17 protein-coding genes and 1 pseudogene are annotated in these 17,569 nt (G+C 67.7%); 7 read left to right on the top strand and 11 right to left on the bottom strand.

Features of this window, described 5'->3' with window-relative positions; translation table 11 throughout:
* The first annotated feature begins 12 nt into the window (after positions 1–12).
* Positions 13–843, top strand: a complete 831-nt coding sequence (locus OHA10_RS33320; protein ID WP_371402738.1) for an alpha/beta hydrolase — start codon at positions 13–15, stop codon at positions 841–843.
* Between the two features lie 9 nt (positions 844–852).
* Positions 853–2,928 (top strand): transglycosylase domain-containing protein, encoded by a 2,076-nt coding sequence (locus tag OHA10_RS33315; RefSeq protein WP_371402737.1) that lies wholly within the window; start codon positions 853–855, stop codon positions 2,926–2,928.
* Here OHA10_RS33315 and OHA10_RS33310 read toward each other — a convergent pair.
* From OHA10_RS33310 to OHA10_RS33300, 3 genes are read right to left on the bottom strand one after another with little or no spacing between them, the layout of a single operon-like run.
* Positions 2,901–3,578 carry a response regulator gene (locus OHA10_RS33310; protein WP_371402736.1) on the bottom strand — a complete coding sequence of 226 codons (678 nt, stop codon included), beginning with the start codon at positions 3,576–3,578 and terminating at the stop codon, positions 2,901–2,903. The genes OHA10_RS33315 and OHA10_RS33310 overlap by 28 nt on opposite strands.
* 46 nt (positions 3,579–3,624) lie before the next feature.
* Positions 3,625–5,013, bottom strand: a complete 1,389-nt coding sequence (locus OHA10_RS33305) for a sensor histidine kinase (RefSeq protein WP_371402735.1) — start codon at positions 5,011–5,013, stop codon at positions 3,625–3,627.
* 38 nt (positions 5,014–5,051) lie between these two features.
* A complete protein-coding gene (locus OHA10_RS33300) occupies positions 5,052–5,852 on the bottom strand; it encodes a PIG-L deacetylase family protein (protein WP_371402734.1) in 801 nt (266 codons plus the stop codon).
* A gap of 81 nt (positions 5,853–5,933) precedes the next feature.
* Between OHA10_RS33300 and OHA10_RS33295 the strand changes: the two genes are divergently transcribed.
* Positions 5,934–6,944 (top strand): YbhN family protein, encoded by a 1,011-nt coding sequence (locus OHA10_RS33295; RefSeq protein WP_371402733.1) that lies wholly within the window; start codon positions 5,934–5,936, stop codon positions 6,942–6,944.
* Positions 6,941–8,056 (top strand): glycosyltransferase family 4 protein, encoded by a 1,116-nt coding sequence (locus tag OHA10_RS33290; protein WP_371402732.1) that lies wholly within the window; start codon positions 6,941–6,943, stop codon positions 8,054–8,056. Before OHA10_RS33295 ends, OHA10_RS33290 begins: the two co-directional genes overlap by 4 nt.
* Here OHA10_RS33290 and OHA10_RS33285 read toward each other — a convergent pair.
* From OHA10_RS33285 to OHA10_RS33265, 5 genes and pseudogenes are all read right to left on the bottom strand, one after another.
* Positions 8,053–8,271 (bottom strand): hypothetical protein, encoded by a 219-nt coding sequence (locus OHA10_RS33285; RefSeq protein WP_371402731.1) that lies wholly within the window; start codon positions 8,269–8,271, stop codon positions 8,053–8,055. The genes OHA10_RS33290 and OHA10_RS33285 overlap by 4 nt on opposite strands.
* Entirely contained in the window at positions 8,268–9,068 is an 801-nt protein-coding gene (locus tag OHA10_RS33280) for a COG4280 domain-containing protein (RefSeq protein WP_371402730.1), read from the bottom strand. The genes OHA10_RS33285 and OHA10_RS33280 overlap by 4 nt, the downstream gene beginning before the upstream one ends.
* Before the next feature lie 1,047 nt (positions 9,069–10,115).
* Complete coding sequence (locus OHA10_RS33275; RefSeq protein WP_371408019.1) at positions 10,116–10,511, bottom strand: MFS transporter; 396 nt, start codon at positions 10,509–10,511, stop codon at positions 10,116–10,118.
* Positions 10,512–10,590: 79 nt separating this feature from the next.
* Positions 10,591–11,214: pseudogene (locus tag OHA10_RS33270) on the bottom strand (MFS transporter); the annotation flags it as partial.
* Between the two features lie 229 nt (positions 11,215–11,443).
* Positions 11,444–12,295 carry an alkaline phosphatase family protein gene (locus OHA10_RS33265; RefSeq protein WP_371402729.1) on the bottom strand — a complete coding sequence of 284 codons (852 nt, stop codon included), beginning with the start codon at positions 12,293–12,295 and terminating at the stop codon, positions 11,444–11,446.
* Between the two features lie 444 nt (positions 12,296–12,739).
* Between OHA10_RS33265 and OHA10_RS33260 the strand changes: the two genes are divergently transcribed.
* Genes OHA10_RS33260 through OHA10_RS33250 form a run of 3 tightly spaced genes read left to right on the top strand, consistent with a single transcriptional unit; the run spans position 12,740 to position 14,251 of the window.
* Positions 12,740–13,285: a CGNR zinc finger domain-containing protein gene (locus OHA10_RS33260; protein ID WP_371402728.1), complete on the top strand. Its 546-nt coding sequence runs from the start codon at positions 12,740–12,742 to the stop codon at positions 13,283–13,285.
* A complete protein-coding gene (locus OHA10_RS33255) occupies positions 13,282–13,992 on the top strand; it encodes an AzlC family ABC transporter permease (protein WP_371402727.1) in 711 nt (236 codons plus the stop codon). Before OHA10_RS33260 ends, OHA10_RS33255 begins: the two co-directional genes overlap by 4 nt.
* A complete protein-coding gene (locus OHA10_RS33250; RefSeq protein WP_371402726.1) occupies positions 13,952–14,251 on the top strand; it encodes an AzlD domain-containing protein in 300 nt (99 codons plus the stop codon). Before OHA10_RS33255 ends, OHA10_RS33250 begins: the two co-directional genes overlap by 41 nt.
* Here the strand turns inward: OHA10_RS33250 and OHA10_RS33245 are convergent, their stop codons facing one another.
* The 3 genes from OHA10_RS33245 to ligD (OHA10_RS33235) all read right to left on the bottom strand — a co-directional run bounded on the left by OHA10_RS33245 (position 14,252) and on the right by ligD (OHA10_RS33235) (position 17,516).
* Positions 14,252–15,526: an NAD(P)/FAD-dependent oxidoreductase gene (locus tag OHA10_RS33245; protein WP_371402725.1), complete on the bottom strand. Its 1,275-nt coding sequence runs from the start codon at positions 15,524–15,526 to the stop codon at positions 14,252–14,254.
* A 77-nt stretch (positions 15,527–15,603) separates the two neighbouring features.
* Positions 15,604–16,542 (bottom strand): non-homologous end-joining DNA ligase, encoded by a 939-nt coding sequence (gene ligD, locus OHA10_RS33240; RefSeq protein WP_371402724.1) that lies wholly within the window; start codon positions 16,540–16,542, stop codon positions 15,604–15,606.
* Positions 16,539–17,516: a non-homologous end-joining DNA ligase gene (ligD, locus tag OHA10_RS33235; RefSeq protein ID WP_371402723.1), complete on the bottom strand. Its 978-nt coding sequence runs from the start codon at positions 17,514–17,516 to the stop codon at positions 16,539–16,541. The genes ligD (OHA10_RS33240) and ligD (OHA10_RS33235) overlap by 4 nt, the downstream gene beginning before the upstream one ends.
* Between the last annotated feature and the right edge of the window lie 53 nt (positions 17,517–17,569).

Raw genomic sequence — 17,569 nt, 5'->3', positions numbered from 1 at the left:
TCGAGGATTCTCATGGCTGACACTGCAACCGTCTACCAACGCGGCAAGACCCCTGTGTTCGCGTCTCAGATCGATCCGCGGCTGCACTACTGCCTCTACGTCCCGCACCGGCTGACCGGCGACGAGCGAGTGCCGCTGGTCGTGATCCAGCACGGTACTGCGCGGTCCGCGACGAACTACCGCGACCAGTCGGTGGAGTTCGCGGAAGAACAGGGCGTCGTCGTACTCACGCCGATCTTCCCGGCTGGGCTGATCGATCCGGCCGACCTGCACAACTTCAAGTTCATCGAGTACCAGGGGATCCGCTTCGACCGGATGCTGCTGGCCATCGTGGACGAGGTGGCGGAGCGGTTCCCGGTCGCGGCCGAGCGGTTCTACCTGCACGGCTTCTCGGGCGGCGGGCAGTTCGCCCACCGGTTCCTCTACCTGCATCCGGACCGCCTTGCTGCTGTCTCGATCGGTGCCCCCGGCCGGATCACCCAACTCGACGACAGCCTGCCGTGGTGGCTCGGCACGCAGGGCTTCGAAGAACGATTCGGTCAGCCGATCGATTTCGACGCGCTCCGCCGGGTGCCGATCCAGCTGGTCGTCGGCTCCGAGGACGTCGAGACCTGGGAGATCATGAACCGCGGCGAGTCCAACTGGATGGACGGCGCCGAACTCACCGGCACCACCCGCATCGAGCGCCTCCGAACCCTGGAGCGGAACTACCGCACGCACGGCCTCGACATCACCTTCGATCTCGTCGACGGCGTCGCCCACTCGGGCCGCCGAGTCCTCCCGACCGTCGAGAGCTTCTTCTCCACCCAGCTGAAGAACCGGGCTCTGGGAACAGCGAGCTAGCTTGGGGGAGTGCGCAGCGATGGGGGCGGGATCCGGTTGCTGGCGAGGCTGTTCGGCGTCAGCGCGATGGCGGGTGCTTTGGTGGCCGGGCTGGTGGTACCGCTAGCAGGGTTGACAGGGTTCGGCAGCGAAGAGGTGGTCGACTCGCTGCGTGGATTGCCGCAGAAGCTGACCGCTCAGCCGCCTGATGTGCGGACACGGATCCTGGCCGACGACGGCAGCCTGATCGCGAACCTGTACGACGAGAACCGGGTACCGGTCGGGCTGGACCAGATCGCCCCGAGCATGCGGCAGGCGATCGTCGCGATCGAGGACTCGCGGTTCTACCAGCACGGCGCGCTCGACCTCGAGGGCACGCTGCGGGCGATGATCCGCAACCACGCGGACGGAACGCAGCAGGGCGGCTCGAGCATCACCCAGCAGTACGTCAAGCTCACCCTGCTGGAGAATGCGCGCACGCCGGCCGAGCAGCGGGCCGCGACCGCGCCCACCTACCAGCGCAAGCTGACCGAGCTCCGCTATGCGATCGCCGTCGAGCAGCAGGACTCCAAGGACGAGATCCTGGACAAGTACCTGAATCTCGCGAACTTCGGCGACGGGACGTACGGCGTCCAGTCGGCCGCCCAGCACTACTTCGGCGTCAACGCCTCCCAGCTCACCCTGCCCGAGGCGGCCATGCTGGCCGGCATCGTGAAGGACCCGACCGGCTACGACCCAGTGACCCACCCGTTCCAGGCCAAGAACCGCCGGGACACCGTGATCGGCCGGATGCTGCAGCTCGGCGTGATCTCCGTCGCCGAGGCGAACGGCGCGATGCGGACACCGGTGATCGACCTCTCCCGGGTGCGCACGGTGCCGAACGGATGCGCCAACTCGGCGTACCCCTTCTACTGCGAGTACGTCGTCTCCAAGCTGCTCCAGGATCCGGCGCTCGGCGACACCGTCCAGGAGCGCGACCACTACCTGAAGACCGGCGGCCTGACGATCCGGACCTCGCTGGATCCGCGCATCCAGGCGGCCGCGCAGCGGTCGATCGACGAGCACACCAAGCCGAGCGACAACACGGTCGCCGCGATCACCGTGGTCCAGCCGGGGACAGGACTGGTCAAGGCCATGGTGCAGAGCAAGCCGTACGGCGAGGGCCGCGACGAGACGGCGTACAACTACAACGTCGAGAAGTCGTATGCCGGTGGGTACGGCGGATTCCAGAACGGTTCGACGATGAAGGCGTTCACGATCGCCGCCGCGATCCAGCAGGGCATCCCGATCGACTACAAGATCAACTCACCCCAGCAGATCGACCTGAGCGGCGTCCCGTTCCGCACCTGCACGGGGGTGACGCGGGATCTCAACTATCACCCGCAGAACTCGACCAGGAGCGGCGACTTCACCATGGTCGACGCGGCGCGGTACTCCGTGAACACGTACTTCCTGCAGCTGTCCGAGAAGACCGGGCTGTGCGCACCCGCGACGATCGCCGCCAAGCTCGGCATGTACAACGCACAGACCCTGCAGCCGCTGGATCAGGTGGTGTCGTTCACGCTCGGAGTCGGTTACGTGACGCCGTTGATGCTGTCGAACGCCTACGCGACCTTCGCCGCCCGCGGCGTCTACTGCCAGCCGCTGCTGGTCACGTCGATCACCGACCAGACCGGTAAGGCGGTCGCCAGCACCGGCCAGTCCTGCAAGCAGGTCCTCGAACCGTGGGTCGCCGACGGCGTCAACCGGGTGCTGAGCGCGGTGATGCAGCCCGGTGGCACCGGCGGCAACCTGTCCTTCGGAAACTGGGACCTGGCCGGCAAGACCGGCACCATCAACAACAACCTCGCCGTCTGGTTCTCCGGCTACACCCCGAACCTGGCCGCGGCGGCAGTCGTCGCCGACGCGACCCCGCCGTACACGAACCTGATGTTCGGCCACCAACTCAACGGCCAGGACATCGCCGACCCGACCGGCTCCGGCACAGCCGGCCCCCTCTGGGAATCCACCATGCGCGAGGCCCTGAACGGCCTGCCGGTCGAACGTTTCGTCGCGCCACCCGACCGGGTGCTGTCGAGTCAGCCGCCCTCAGGATCGAGGCGGTAGCCCAGGCCGCGAATGGTCTCGATCGAGTGCCGCTCGAACGGCGCGTCCAGCTTGAGCCGCAGGTAGCGGACGTAGACCTCGACAACGTTGGGGTCACCATCGAATGCCGGATCCCACACGTTCTCGAGGATCTGGGTCTTGTTCACGGTCTCGCCGCGGTGGCGCATCAGGTAGGCGAGGAGGCCGTACTCGCGGCGGGTGAGGGTGATCTCCTGGCCCATGCGCTCGACCCGGCGGCGGACGGGGTCAAGGGTGAGGTCGCCGGCGGTCATCACGACCGGGCGTTCGGGGGCGCCGCGGCGGATCAGGGCGCGGAGGCGGGCGACGAGGATCAGGAAGCTGAAGGGCTTGGTGAGGTAGTCGTCGGCGCCGAGGTCGAAGGCGTCGGTCTGGTCGTACTCGCCGTCCTTGGCGGTCAGCATCAGCACCGGGGTCCAGACGCCGCGCTCGCGGATCTGCTCGAGCACCTTGTAACCGTTGAGCTTGGGCAACATGATGTCGAGCACGATCACGTCGTACGCGTGCTCGGTCGCGGCCCAGACCGCGTCCTCGCCGTTGTGGACCACCTCGACGACGAAGCCGTCCTCGGTGAGACCGTGGCGCACCGTCTCGGCCAGAGGGAGCTCGTCCTCGACAATCAGTACCCGCATGATCCCAGTGTCCGATCCCCTTGCTGAGAGCAACCTGAGACCACACTCACGGCAGTGGAAGCGTGACGGTGGCGGTGGTTCCGCCGGCGGGTGCCGCGGTCAGGGTGACCGTGCCGTCGTGGGCCTTGATGATCTCCTGGACGATCGACAGGCCGAGACCGGATCCACCGCTGGACCGCGCTCGGCTGGCGTCGAGGCGGACGAAGCGCTCGAAGACGCGGCGCCGATCGGCCTCGGGGATGCCGTCGCCGTCGTCCTCGATCGTGAGGACCGCGCAACCGTCCCGCTCGGTGGTGCTGAGTCGCACGGTCGTGTGCGCGGCTAACGCGGCGTTCTCGACGAGGTTGCGGATCAGCTGGCCGAGCCGGAGCGGGTCGCCGTGGACACGGACCGGCTGAACATCGGCCACTACCTTGAGCCGGTCGCCGCTGCGCAGTCGCAGTACTTCGGTGTCGACCAGATCGTCCAGATCGACCTCGGCCCGCTGCATCGGCAGGGCCGCGTCGTCGGCCTTCGCCAGCAGGAGCAGGTTCTCGACCAGCCGGCGCATCCGCTCGGCCTCGCCACGCATCAACTGGTGCAGGTCCTCCCACGCCTGGCCGCGCGCCGACGGCGCGATGACGTCCAGGCCGGCGGCAACCGTCGACAGCGGGGACCTGAGTTCGTGGCTCGCGTCGGCGACGAACCGGCGTTGGGTGGCCTGGCCTGCCTGCAGACGGTCGAGCATCTCGTTCATCGTGGCGGCCAGCCGGGCGATCTCGTCGTCGGTCGGCGGCACCGGGACCCGCTCGGTCAGGTCGCTCGACTCGATGCCCTGCACCCGCTTGCGGATCCGCTCGACCGGCCCGAGCGCCCGTCCGGTCAGCATCCAGCCGGCCGCGCCGACGACCAGCAGGAGGACGGGGAAGCCGATAGCGAGATACTGCGTCACTGTGGCCACCGTGTCGCGCTGCGTCTGGATCGACGACGCGACGACGACGGTGTACGTCTGGCCGGCGTACTCGACGCCGCGCGCGACGACCAGATAGTCGTGATCGTCGTCGAGCAGCGGCATCTCGCCGACCTCGGCGCGCTGGATCGTGTCGGCCGCGGGGCGTAGCTGGGTCAGCGCCGTGGTCTCCGCCCGGGCTGACGATGCGGCGACGATCCGGCCGGAGGAATCCAGGACCTGGATGATCTGCGTCGCCCGCGTGGTCTTGGCCAGATCCGTGCTGAGCGCCGTCACCCCATCCTCGGCGACCTGACTGGAGACGTCCGCGGCCCGGCCGTCCGCGGCATCGGACACCGTCGTGATCAGTGCCCGTTGCAACAACAGGAGGAGTACGGCGGCACCCAACGCCATCGCGATCGCCACGACGACCACCGCGGCAGCGGTCGACCTGCTCCGCACGCTGGCGCGGCGCAGTCGTGAGATGGCGTTGCGTATCGGGGACACGTCGAACCTTCCTTCTCGACCATCGTGCCAGGCGGCAGCTACCGGAGGCTGGCGAACACGTCGTCGAGCGGGACCCCAGGCGTGCGGCCGTGTTCGACGTACCACTCGTGGCCGAGCACAAGACGGAACAACCAGCGCGGCAGTTTGAGCAGCAACGACAGTGTGCGCGCACCGTCGTCGGAGCTGGCCTGGCTGGCGTGGGCCTCGAAGGACCGGCGCTTCGAGGCGGAGTACGCGCGGACGTCGACGCGGTGCGTGATCGCCGTACCGGGGGAGTAGGCGTGGTCGTAGTCCGCCGCGGAGACGGCCGGGAGTACGCCGGGGACCGCCGTCACGAGCCGGACCAGCCGGCGGATCAGGCGCCGGTCGATTGTTGCCTCAAGCACCAACGGTGTGCCGGCCCGGGCCGCGGCGTACGTCCCGGCCGTGTGCACCTGCCGATGGTCCGGGTGTCCGTACCCACCCGCGGGATCGTAGATCGTCAACGCGTCGGCCCGTTCCGCCCGCAGCAGCTCGATCAGCGGCGCCGCCGCATCCTCGACCGCCAGCGTGCTGAAACCGTCATCCGCGGTCGGCCAACCCGAGTCCTTGAACCCGAACCGCACCACCCGCGCACACCCCAGCGCCGCCGCCGATTGCTCCAACTCGTCCCGCCGGTGCGCCGCGAGCCGCCCGGCACTCCGGTACGACGAAGCCGCCGCGCCGGCCTCTCCGTCGGTGGCGACCGCGAGCACGACGCGATGCCCCTCGGCGGCCAGCCGCGCCAACGTGCCACCCATCAGCAGAGCCTCGTCGTCGGGGTGCGCGTGAAAAGCCACGAGGGTGAAACGCCGGGCCATTGACCGAGCATCGCACGCGGATCACTCACCGGCCACTTGCTCTCAGCACCCTCTCAGTGCCGGGAATCCAGGCTTGCTCTGGTGAGAACGAGTAGATCCAGGCTGGTGACCTCCATCCTGAGCATTTGTCTGACTGCCGCGCTCGTGGTGTTCCTGCCGCGCGCGGTCGGCGCCACCTGGAGCGAGGTCGGTGCTCTTCTCGTCAGCGTTTCGCCCGCATCCCTGGCGCTCCTGACGGTGGTGTGGATCGCCGGCCTCTGGGCACACTCCTTCGTCCTGGCCGCGTCGCTGCCCGGTCTGACCAAACGTCGCGGCCTAACTCTGAGCCTGACCGGCAGCGCAGTGGCAAACGTTCTGCCGCTGGGCGGCGCCGCAGGCACGGCGCTGAACTTCGCCATGGTCCGCCGCTGGGGCTTCAGCTCGGGCCGCTTCGGCAGCTTCCTCGCGGTCACCACCCTGCTCAACGTCGTCTCCAAGCTCGGCGTGATCGCCCTCGCCCTCGGTCTGGTGCCGATCCTGCACAGCGCTTCGGCGTTCGGCTCGGCGAGCCTGTTGCTGCTACCCGTACCGATCGCGGTGGCGGCCGGTATCGGCATCCTCGCCGACGAGCGGGTAGCCGTTGCCATCGGCAACGCAGTCGACAAGGTCATCGGCAGGCTCCGGCCGACGCGACTGACCGAACAGCTCCCCAGGCTGCGACGCCTGGTCCTGAACGTGATGCGGACCGGATGGCGGCCGATGACTGCCGGGATGATCGCGTACCTCACCCTCCAATTCGCGCTGCTGTGGCTGTGCTTCCAGGTCTTGCAGGTCCAGGTCGGCCTGCCTGTGTTGTTCACCGTGCTCGCGGTGGAGCGTCTGCTCACGATGGTCCCGATCACGCCCGGCAGCGCAGGTGTCGTCGAGGTCGGTACGACGGCGGCCTTGGTCGCGCTAGGCGCCGACCCTGCAGGCGCCGCGGCTGGTCTGCTTCTGTTCCGCGGATTCACCTACCTGATGGAGATCCCGGTCGGCGGCGTACTGCTTGCCGTCTGGTCCTGGTTGCACCGTCGGACGGCATCGGATGCGCGGCTGGAAGCGGTGGCCGGGTGAGGATCGCACTCGTCAGTGATTGCTACCTGCCACGGCTCGGCGGCATTGAGCTCCAGGTCCACGATCTCGCCGTACAGCTGATCCGGGCCGGGCACGACGTCACGGTCTTCACGATCACCGACGGGCCCGCGGGAGACGTGCCGGTCGTGCGGCTGCCCGCGATGGCCGGCGTACCGTTCCCGTCGGCGATCGATCGGCTGCGGTCGGCGCTGGCGACTTTCGACGTGGTGCACTGCCACTCATCGTTGGTGTCACCACTGGCCTGGCGGGTTGCGCGACTCGTGAACAACGCGCTCGTCACCGTGCATTCGTTGCCGAGCCCGTCGACGCCGTGGCCGGTCGAACGCATCGCCCGGTACGTCGGCACCGCGCAGTGGACCGCGGTCAGCGAAGCGGTTGCCGCCGTACTCCGGAACCGCCTGCCCTCCCGGCACATCGGCGTACTGCACAACGGGATCGATCCGCGGTTGTGGCTTTCGGGCACGTGTGAGCAGCATCCGCTGACGATCGTGAGCACGATGCGGCTGACGCGTCGTAAGCGTCCGATGGCGTTTCTCCGGATCCTCGAGGAGATCCGTGCGGCGGTTCCGTCCGCTATCCGGCTGCGCGCGGTCATCGTCGGGGACGGTCCCCAAGCAGGTGCAGTGGCTGCCGCGGCCCGGCGCGTCGGTCCTTGGGTCGAGCTGGCGGGGCGCCTGACGCGCTTCGAGATCCGGCAGCTCTACAGTTCCGCGGACGTCTACCTCGCGCCCGCGGAGCTGGAGTCGTTCGGTGTCGCGGCCCTCGAGGCACGCTGCGCCGGGCTGCCTGTCGTGGCGATGGCTTCCGGTGGGGTCGGCGAGTTCATCCGGCCGGGGATCGAGGGATATCTGGTGAACAGTGACGCGGAGATGGTGCGGACCGTCGCCTCGTTGCTGACCGACGATGCGCTGCGGTCGCGGATCCAGGACCTCAACCGTGGCACCGAGCCGGCCATGACCTGGGAACACGTTCTCACGCAGCATCTTTCGGCATACCGGGCTCAGCACGCTCTCAGTACGCAGTACCTAGCATCGACATGGCCCGATGGCCCCGCACCGGAGTGCGGGGCCATCGGGTTGGGGAGGGGTTAGCGGCTCTTCTGTCGGACGTCGATCGCGAGGCTGATGCTGAAGGCGACCAGGACCAGGGCTCCGCCGATCAAGGTGAGGGCGGTGTCGCTGAGGGCGCCGCTGAGCATGGCGGCGACCATGATCGCCAGGGTGATGACCACCGCGACCGCGATCTTCCAGTCGTCACCGATGATGAAGTCGTACCAGAACTGGCCGAAGGACTTGAGAAACTTCACTTCTTCACCTCCACGGCGATGTCGCCGGCCACGGCCGGGGTGGGTGCGGCCGGCTTGCGCAGCGCGGTCACGAAGATCCGGCTGAGCAGCAGCCAGGCGGCGAGCAGGGCCAGGATCATCAGGTCGTGACCCGGCCAGTTCAGGCTCTCGCGGCCGTCGCGGAAGATGCCGATGCCCTCGATCGCCCAGTACGTCCCGAAGGACGCGAGCAGCAGGCCGACGCCGTACTTCAGCAGGTTCTCGTTGATCATCGAGAGCGGGCGGCGCAGCGCGATCGCGATACCGAGCACGATGACCACGGCTGCGGCCGCGCCGAGGCTCGCGGCCGGGATGTTGTTCGCGTTCAGACCGAAGGTCAGCACGATGAACACGACCTCCATGCCTTCGAGGAACACGCCCTTGAACGAGACCATGAACGCGAACAGATCCAGCCCCTGCTTCGCCTCACCGGCCGCCTTGGCCGCCTCCACTTCCTCGCGATAGATCGCGTCCTCGTCGTGCACCGCCTTGCGCCCGGACGATCGCAGGATCGCCTTCCGCAACCACTGCAGACCGAAGATCAGCAACAGTCCGCCGATGGCGAGCTGCAGCGCCGACTCCGGCAGCCAGTTCGCCAGCGCGTACCCGGCCGCCAGCGTGACCACCGCGAGCGCACCGAGCGCCGCGAACGTCCCGATCAGCGCCGACCGCCAGCTCCGGGTGTAGCCCATCGCCATCACGATCGTGGTGGCTTCCACCATCTCCACGAAACACGCGACGAACGTCGCGATGATCAGGCCCCACGTTGCCGCGTCCATCTCTCACTTCCCTCAGGCAGATGAAACATATGCTGCACGTAACGATAGTTACGTCGCACGGTAGGTGTCAATCGGTGCTGAGGGCGGCCGGGGATTCGGCGTGGGGGATGAGGAGGTGCGGGTTGCCTGAGCCGTTGGCGGGGACGGACCAGATGTCTGAGTCGCCGGAGCCGTGGGGGACCGCGTAGCCGATGGTGTTCTGGTCGAGCCAGGCGGGCTGGTCGTCGATGCTGCGGGATTCGGCGAGTGGGGTCCTGGTGCCTGTGGCCAGGTCGAGGACGGTCAGGCGCCAGCCGTTCGCGGGGTTGTCGTTGATCGCGGATTTGAAGGCGATGCGTTTGCCGTCGGGGGAGAGGGACGGGCATTCGACGTTTCGGGCGATGGTGTGGACCGACTTGGTGGCGATGTCTCCTTGCGCCAGGTAGCGCTGGCCCGCGGTGGACATCGTGGCGTAGAAGGTGTTGTCGTCGGCCGCGAACGTGATGCCCCAGAAGTTGAGGTCAGGGGCGGTGTAGGGATGTCCGTCGAGGGTGACCGACAGGAATTCGAGCGAGTCGATCATGTCCTCGGTCTTGAGGTCGATCAGCCCGGCGCGGGTGGAGAACCGGCCGTGGTTGTACGAATCGCCCGCCACGAAAACCGTCCAGGCCACCAGTCGGCCGTCGCCGGAGACCCGGGTCCGGTTCGGTACGCCGACCAGCGGGATCGCCTTCTGCACATTGAGGTTCTTGTCGAGGATCGCGATCTGGAAGGTGGCCAGCGCGCCGTCCTGCCGCAGACAGGTCCCGGTGCCGCCGGCCGCGTAGACCCGCAGGCAGGTCAGAGCGGACACCGAGCGCGGTCCACCCGGGTTGTCCTTGGCAACGAACGCCACCTGCCCCTTGCTGTCCGGTGCGGTACTGCGGAACATGATCCGCGGACCGGTGAGGCTCAGTGCCCCGGTCGCGGCGACCGGCGTCGGCTGACGTGCGGCGGCGAAAGCGCCATACCCGATCGCGACCGTGGCCAGCACCAGCGCCCCGATCAAGGCGAGCACGATCCGCCGCGTCATGCCGGCTGCTCCGCGTCGGCTGGGATCCCGCGCAACAGCAACGCAACCACGAGTACGGCGACCGCGGCGATTGCAGCCGCGATCCGGATCGCGCCAGTTGGGCCCCAGGTCGTCCAGGCGAGCCCGAAGAGTATCGAGGAGACGAGGTAGGACAAGGCCTGTCCGGTCTGGATCAGCGCGATCCCCGTCGTACGGACGCCGCTGGGCAGCACCGGTCCGGCCAGCGCGATCAGGACGCCGTCCGTCGATGCGTAGAAGAGGCCGTACAGAGCCAGCACGGCGACCAGAAGTGGCCAACCGCCGAGTGGTCCGAACAGCAGTAGATAGACAAGCATCAACGCGAGGTAGCCGGCGATCACCACCTTCTGGCGGCCGATCCTGTCGGCGAGCACACCCACCGGCGCGGCCAACAGCAAAATAGGACAGGTTGGTGCCCACAGCAAGCAACGGGAACCAGCCGATACTCAGCTCCTCGCGCCGTTGCAGCAGCAGATAGACGAAGCCGTCGCCGATGGTCACTGTCCCGGCCAGGCACGCGGCCAGCACGAGCCGCCGTACCGGCGCGATCCGCAATAGGCCTCGCAGTGCGGACGGAGCGACCGTAGCCTTCGCCGGCTGCTCATCGCGGTGGTCTCGCACGAACAGGACCAGCACGAGTACACCGAACGCCGCGATACAGAAGCTGGTGACGAACACCGCGTCGTACGCCTGCGCGGTCCCGGCCAGGATCGCGAGCGCGACGAGCGGCCCGGCGAAGGCTCCGATGGTGTCCATCATCCGGTGTACTCCGAAGGCGCGGCCGTACAACCGCGGCGGCGTCGACAACGTGATCAGTGCGTCGCGCGGCGCGGTACGCAGGCCCTTGCCGGTTCGGTCGAGCGCGATCACGGCGCCGATCGCGCCGACGGCGTTGCCCGCAGCGAGTAGGCCGAGTTTCGCCACGGCCGACAAGCCGTAGCCGAGACCGGCGATGAACTTGCGCCGGCGGGCCCGGTCGGCGACGTACCCGCCGACGAGCCGCAACAGTGCGGTGGCGCCGGTGTGGGTGCCGTCGACCACGCCGTACACCGTGGGGCTCAGGTGCAGGCCGATCATCAGGTACACCGGCAGTACCGCGGTCACCATCTCCGAGGAGATGTCCGTGATCAGGCTGACGGCGCCGAGGGCGAAGACGTTGCCGCTGACGAGGAACAGCGCCCGCCGGCGCGACGATCTCGCGGCGTGCGGACGGTCGATCGAGGACAGGTACACGAGAGTCACCTCCGAGGGGCGGGGTCGCGGCCGCGTCACGTCATGGCGTGACGCGGCCGCGAGTGGGGGACGGCTAGTTCCACACGTTGGTGATCGCTGCGGCCGAGTTCAGGTGCGTCAGCCCGTAGGCGCTCTCGATGGTGCTCAGGACGTTGTAGTGGTTGATCTGGTTGGAGAAGGTGCCGACCTGCGTGTGCGCGCCGACGAACGCGGTGAAGATGTGGTTCGACGAGCCGCCGTTGTCCTCGTCGAAGGTGATCACGAGCAGGCTGTTGTGGGTCTTCGCCCACGACGCGTACGCCGTCAGGTTGTTCTTCAGCCAGGTGTCACCCGTGCCGACCGAGCAGTCGTGCATGTCGCTGCACATGTTCGGCGTCACGAACGACACGGTCGGCAGGCTCGCGTAGTCGGCCGAGCCCGGGAAGTCGGAGTACCGCAGGTTGTTCGCCGACGGCACGTTGCTGAAGTTGACCCAGCTGTTGTGCTTGCGCTGGTACTGGCCGCTCGAGCAGCCGGTGTAGCCGACCGACGGCATGCTCTCGGAGTAGCCCTTGAAGGTCTTACCGGCGTCGATCAGCTGCTTGCCCAGGTTGTTGCCGCTGTAGGTGTGCGGGCAGCTGTCGCTGGTCAGGCCTTGCGTCGATCCGGAGAAGATCGCCGCGTAGTTGGGTTGACTGGGGTGGGTGACGCCGTACGCCTGGGTGAACTTCGCGCCCTGGCTTGCCAGGCTGTTGAACGTCGGAGCGCTCGAGCTCCCGTTGATCTGCGAGTACGCGTGGTTCTCGAACATCACCAGCACGATGTGGTCGAAGACCGGCACGCTGGCCACCGCTTGCGCGGGTGCCGAGTGGCCGTTGACGACCACCGCCGAGGCGATGGCGGCTGCCGCCGCCACGACCGCGGCCGCGATGCGTTTCCGTATCACGATTCCTCCTCACAGGATTGGCCGGCCCTGACTGCGCCGTCAGAGCCTGACCAATCGTGAGAGCCGACAGCCGCGCCGGCCCCAACACTGCGAGCACCCCACATGTGCGCGAGGTAAACAACCAACCGTCACTCTCAGAAATCCCGCGACGACCCACGGCTATGCGCGAGTCAGATGAGCAGTCAGTTCCTGGTACGAGGCGTCGACCGGACGGGTTGTGTCCAGGACGAGGTGATCACCGGTGCGCGGCTCGTACTCGGTCATCATCCGGTGCACCTGCGGCCAGGACGGATAGACCCAGCCGGGCAGATCGCTGACCCGGGTCTCGACCCGGCGGCGGTGCTCGTACCCACCTGGTGTGGAGTCTCACCGGATAGCGCCTCGCCGTCTCTAACTGGCAAAAGCCATATTGCGTGTTAGGGTCGTAAGTGGAGGTGGTTCCCGGTGAGGTATCGGCCGGAGTTGGTCGGTGGGCACCTTGCGCTCGATCTGGTGAATACCGTGGCCTGGCGTCTCGATCCCGGGCGGACGGTTGATCGGTTCGCGGAGCTGGCGAACGTCGAGCTGTGGATGGACGCGGTCGGCTCGAGTTCGGATGTGGTGACGCCGCGGTTGCGTGACGAGCTGGTGGCGGCGCGGGGCATTGCGTACGACGTACTCTCGCCTCTCGCTGTCGGGGATCGGCCGGCTCGGGCTGCGATCGATGCGTTGCAGGGTCTGATCGGCGGTGTTGTCGGATCGGCTGCGGTCGAGGTGAGTCCGTTCGGGTGGCGGGCCGATGGTCCGGGGGACGCGGTTCGACTGGCGGTCTGGCGGTTGTTCGAGGACGAGGACCTGGGGCGGTTGCGGCAGTGCGCGGATGACGGTTGCGGCTGGCTGTTCCTTGACCGGAGCAAGAACGGCTCGCGCCGGTGGTGCAGTTCGGCCGACTGCGGGAACCGGGCCCGTGCCCGACGGCACTACGAGCGGACCCGGGGGACGACGGTATGACGTCACCCGGTCGGCACTCGTTCGCTCAAGGGCTTCGGATCGGCATCGGGCCGGGGCTCGCGGCCGGCGTACTGGCGCTGAACTTCGGCGCCGAAGCGCGGTCGCGGGGCTGGGGGACCGCGCTGCCGGTCGTGTTCTCCGGGTTCGCGTTCAGCGGCTCGGCCCAGTTCACGTTGCTCAGTTCGTTGTCCGGGGCAACGGTTCTGGCGGCGATCGTCGCGGCCGTGGTGATGAACCTGCGCTTCCTGGTGATGAGCGTCGCGATCGCCCCGAGTATGAGCGGCAGCCGGCTGACCCGCGTCCTCCAGGCACAAGCCATCGTCGACGCGTCGTTCCTGGCCGCTCACGACGAGGGCGATCGGTACGACATCTGGCGGATGGTGGGCGTCAGCGTCCCGCAATGGATCTGCTGGACCGGCGGCACCGCGATCGGCGTACTAGCCGCTCCTTCTCCGGATCTCATGCACCGGCTCGGTCTCGACGTGGCGTTCCCGGCGTTCTTCATCATCTTGCTGATCGACGAGGTACGCCGTTCCCGCCGGGCGATCCTCGTCAGTGTGCTCGGCGGGATGATCGCCGCCGGGCTGTTGTTCGTCACCGGTCCCAGCTACGCCTTGCTCGGCGCGGCCGCGGCCACCCTGATCGGACTGCGACAAAGGAGGCCTGATGAAGCTGTGGCTGTGCGTACTGGCCGTCAGCGCCGCTAACTGGTTGATGAAGGCAGCCGGTCCACTGGCACTCGGCAAGCGTCAGCTGCCACCGGCCGTCGTCCGGATCACGCAGTTCACGGCACCCGCGTTGCTCGCCGGACTGATCGTCACCGATCTCGGCGGCCACACGGTCGACTGGACCGAGCTGGTCGGAGTCGGCGTGGCCGGCATCCTCAACCTCGTCCGCGTCCCGATGCTGCCGGCCGCGGTCGCAGGTGTTGTTTCGACTGCCCTCGTCCGCCTCGCGTTGACCTAGTCAGGTGCGTGTCTGCTCTGGTGACGCGGTCTCGAGTGGCACCTCGTCGGCCGGGATGACGCCGAGCTGGGTGGTCTGTCGCGGCAGGACCGCGTCGAAGAACCAGTCGGCGGCGGTGCGGACGCGGTTGCCGGGCATCGACAGCAGGTGGTACCCGCGGGTGACGACCTTCGCGGGCAGACCGGCCAGCGGCACGTGCAGCGGGTTGGCAGCTGCCTGGGTACCGCCGAGGTCGACGACGAAGCCGAGATCTTCGTGGCGATAGGGCCGCGGGATGCCCGTTCCGAAGCTTGCTGCGATGTTGTCGGCTGCTTGTTTCCCTTGTCGCTGGGCGTGCTGTGCCGTCATCGGGGTGACTTCGCCCGGCCGGGTTAGGTCGGGTACGGCGGCCGCGTCGCCGCACGCGAAGACCTCGGGACGCCCTGGCACCTGGAGGTACTCGTCGACCACCAGCCGTCCCTTGTCGGTCTTCAGGCCGAGCCCGTCCACGACCGGATCGGGCCGTACGCCGACGCACCAGATGAGCGACTGGGTCGGTACGAAGCTCTTGTCGGTCAGCCGTACGCCGTCCTCGAGCGCCTCCTCGATCGAGACACCCATCCGGACGTCGACGCCGCGCTCGCGCAGTACCTTGTCCGCCGTACGGGAGAGACGTTCGTCGAGCTCCGGAAGGACGCGGTCGGCGACGTCGAGGAGCATCCATCGGATGCGTTGATCACGGAGGCGCGGGTGGCGCTTCCTCAGTAGCTCGGTGTAAAGGACAGCATGGGCGGCGACCTCGGTGCCGGTGTATCCCGCGCCGACGACGACAAAGGTGCACAGGGCGTCCCGGGACTGCTGGTCGTCGGTCGCGTCGGCCAGCTCGAGCTGCTCGGTGAGGTGGTCGCGGAGGAAGATCGCTTCGGGGATCCCGCGGAAACCGTGTGCGTGTTCGGTGATTCCTGGAACGGGCAGGAGCTTGTTGACGCTGCCGGCGGCGATGACGAGCCGGTCGTACGACAACTCACCGCGCGCTCCGGTCGGTTCGGCGTACCGGACCGTCCGCGCGTCGAGGTCGAGACCGTCGACCTCACCGAGCACGAGCCGCACCCCCGGCAGAGTCTCGGCCAGCGACACGGTCACCCGACGCGGCTCGATGATGCCGGTGGCAACTTCCGGCAGCAGCGGCACGTAGAGGAAGTAGTCGGTCGGATTCACCAGGACGATCTCGGCACGGTCCTTGGCAAGCTTCCGCAGCCGGCGCGCAGCATGAAACCCCGCGAACCCAGCACCCACGATGACAACCCTCGGCCTGTCCATACGCCCCCCGGTACCAGCCCGACCGACACTCCAAACCGCGTTGAAGGTCCTGCTCAAGCCTTGAGCGCCTCTGTCTCGGTCAGCAGCTCGTTCAGTTGGCGCCGGGGGCGAGTCAGCGAGCGGCCTCGGTGACTGGCTGCGTGCCACGGATCGCCGTCCTGGTCGAGGCGGCGGGGGACTGTACGGATGGTGAACCGGTCGCCGCGCAGCCGGCGATCGTCCAGCTCGTTCCAGTCCAACGGGGTGGCGACCGGTGCTTTCGAGCGGGCTCGGACGGCGTACGGCGGTACTGCGGTCTGCCCGTAGGCGTTGCGCATGATGTCGAGGTACAGCCGCCCTTCCCGTTTCGCTATGCGCTGTTCGGTGGTGTAGCGCTTCCGGTCGCGAGCGACGAGCACCTGTGCGACGCCCTTCGCGAATTCGCGCACCTGGTCGAAGTCCGCCGTACGGTCCAGGAGGACGTGGACGTGAAGGCCCTTTCCACCGGTGGTTTTGACCAGCGAGGGGAGCCCGAGCTCGGTCAGGAGTTGGTGGACGTCGAGGGCGGCGCGACGTGCCGCGGGGAAGTCGTCGCCGGGCGGGTCGAGGTCGAAGATCAGCTGGTCGGGATTCTTCGGGCGGTCGGCGCGAGACAGCCAGGCGTGCGGAGTGATGCAGGCCTGGTTTGCCAGGTACACGAGCGCGGCGGTAGAGCCGACGACCGCGTGCTTCACGTTGCCGGCGCCCCCGACCCGTTTCACCGATGCGGTCTCGATCCAGCCGGGGAAGTATCGCGGCACGGTCTGCTGGAAGACCCGTTGGCCGCCGATGCCGTCCGGGAATCGCTCGAGGGACAACGGACGTCTCTTCAGATACGGGACCATCTGTGGCGCGACTGTCTCGTAGTAGCTGACGAGGTCGCCTTTGGTCAGACCGTCGTCGGGGAACAAGACCTTGTCCGTCCGGCTCAGCTGGATGGTGCGACGGCCGACCCGGACCTGATCGGTGGTCACTGTGCTCGCTCCCGAACCACGTCGCGTGGAGACTTGTCCTCGCGCAGTCCCTGGAAGCTGGGATGGCGCAGTTGCCCGTCGCGCGTCCATTCGCTGAAGGCGACCTGGCCGACGAGCTGCGGTTTCACCCAGTGCACCCGTGAGCGCGGCAAGTTGCCGCTGGCAAACGATGGTTCGTCCTGTTCGAGATCGGCGAGTTGTTTGCTCAGTCGCTCGAGCATGGCTCGGTCGTAGCCGGTACCTACCTTTCCGGCGTACCGGAGCTCACCTTTCTCGTAGTAGCCGATCAGCAGGGCGCCGAACCCGACTCGGCTGCCTTGAGGATCGGTGTATCCGCCGATCACGAACTCCTGCGCGGTGGCGCACTTGAACTTCAGCCAATCCTTGGAGCGGCCGTTGGTATAGGTTCCGGCAGCCCGCTTGGCGATCAGACCTTCCCAGCCGCGGCGGCAGGCGTCTTCCCAGTACGGGACACCGTTGCCGATCCGATGTGGGGTGAAGCGGAGCGGACCGCCGTACTCGAGCGCGCCGCGCAGGAGCGCTTTCCGTCGGCGGAGTGGGAGTCCGGTGAGATCGTCTCCGTCCAGATGCAGTACGTCGAACACGTAGAGGAAGACCTTCACGCCCGTACGGCGTGCCGCGTCGGGATCGTTGACCTGCATGCGTCCCTGCAACCGGGAGAAGCTTGTCCGGCCGCCCTCGAAGGCGACGATCTCTCCGTCGACCACGAAGTCCTCGTTCGCCTGCTCGGCCAGCGCTTCGACGAGTTCGGGGTAGTGGTTGTTGAGTTCCTTGCGGTTGCGGGAGAGCAGTCGGACGCCGTTCGCAGTACGGAAGACCAGACAGCGTTCCCCGTCGAGTTTGCGCTCGTAGAGCCAGTCCGGGTCCGAGAAGCGGTCCTCGGTCAGGGTGGCGAGCATCGGCGCGACCCACTCGGGCTGGGTCACCGCACGCGAACTCTGTTCCCCTGTCACACCTCGCATGTTCCCGTAGCCCCACGGGGCAAACAGGCGAGGCCTCGGTGCAG

The organism is Kribbella sp. NBC_00662, from assembly GCF_041430295.1.
Taxonomy (GTDB): Bacteria; Actinomycetota; Actinomycetes; order Propionibacteriales; family Kribbellaceae; genus Kribbella.
The sequence above is the reverse complement of the archived record's forward strand: the minus strand, read 5'-3'. Positions and strand labels throughout refer to the sequence as shown.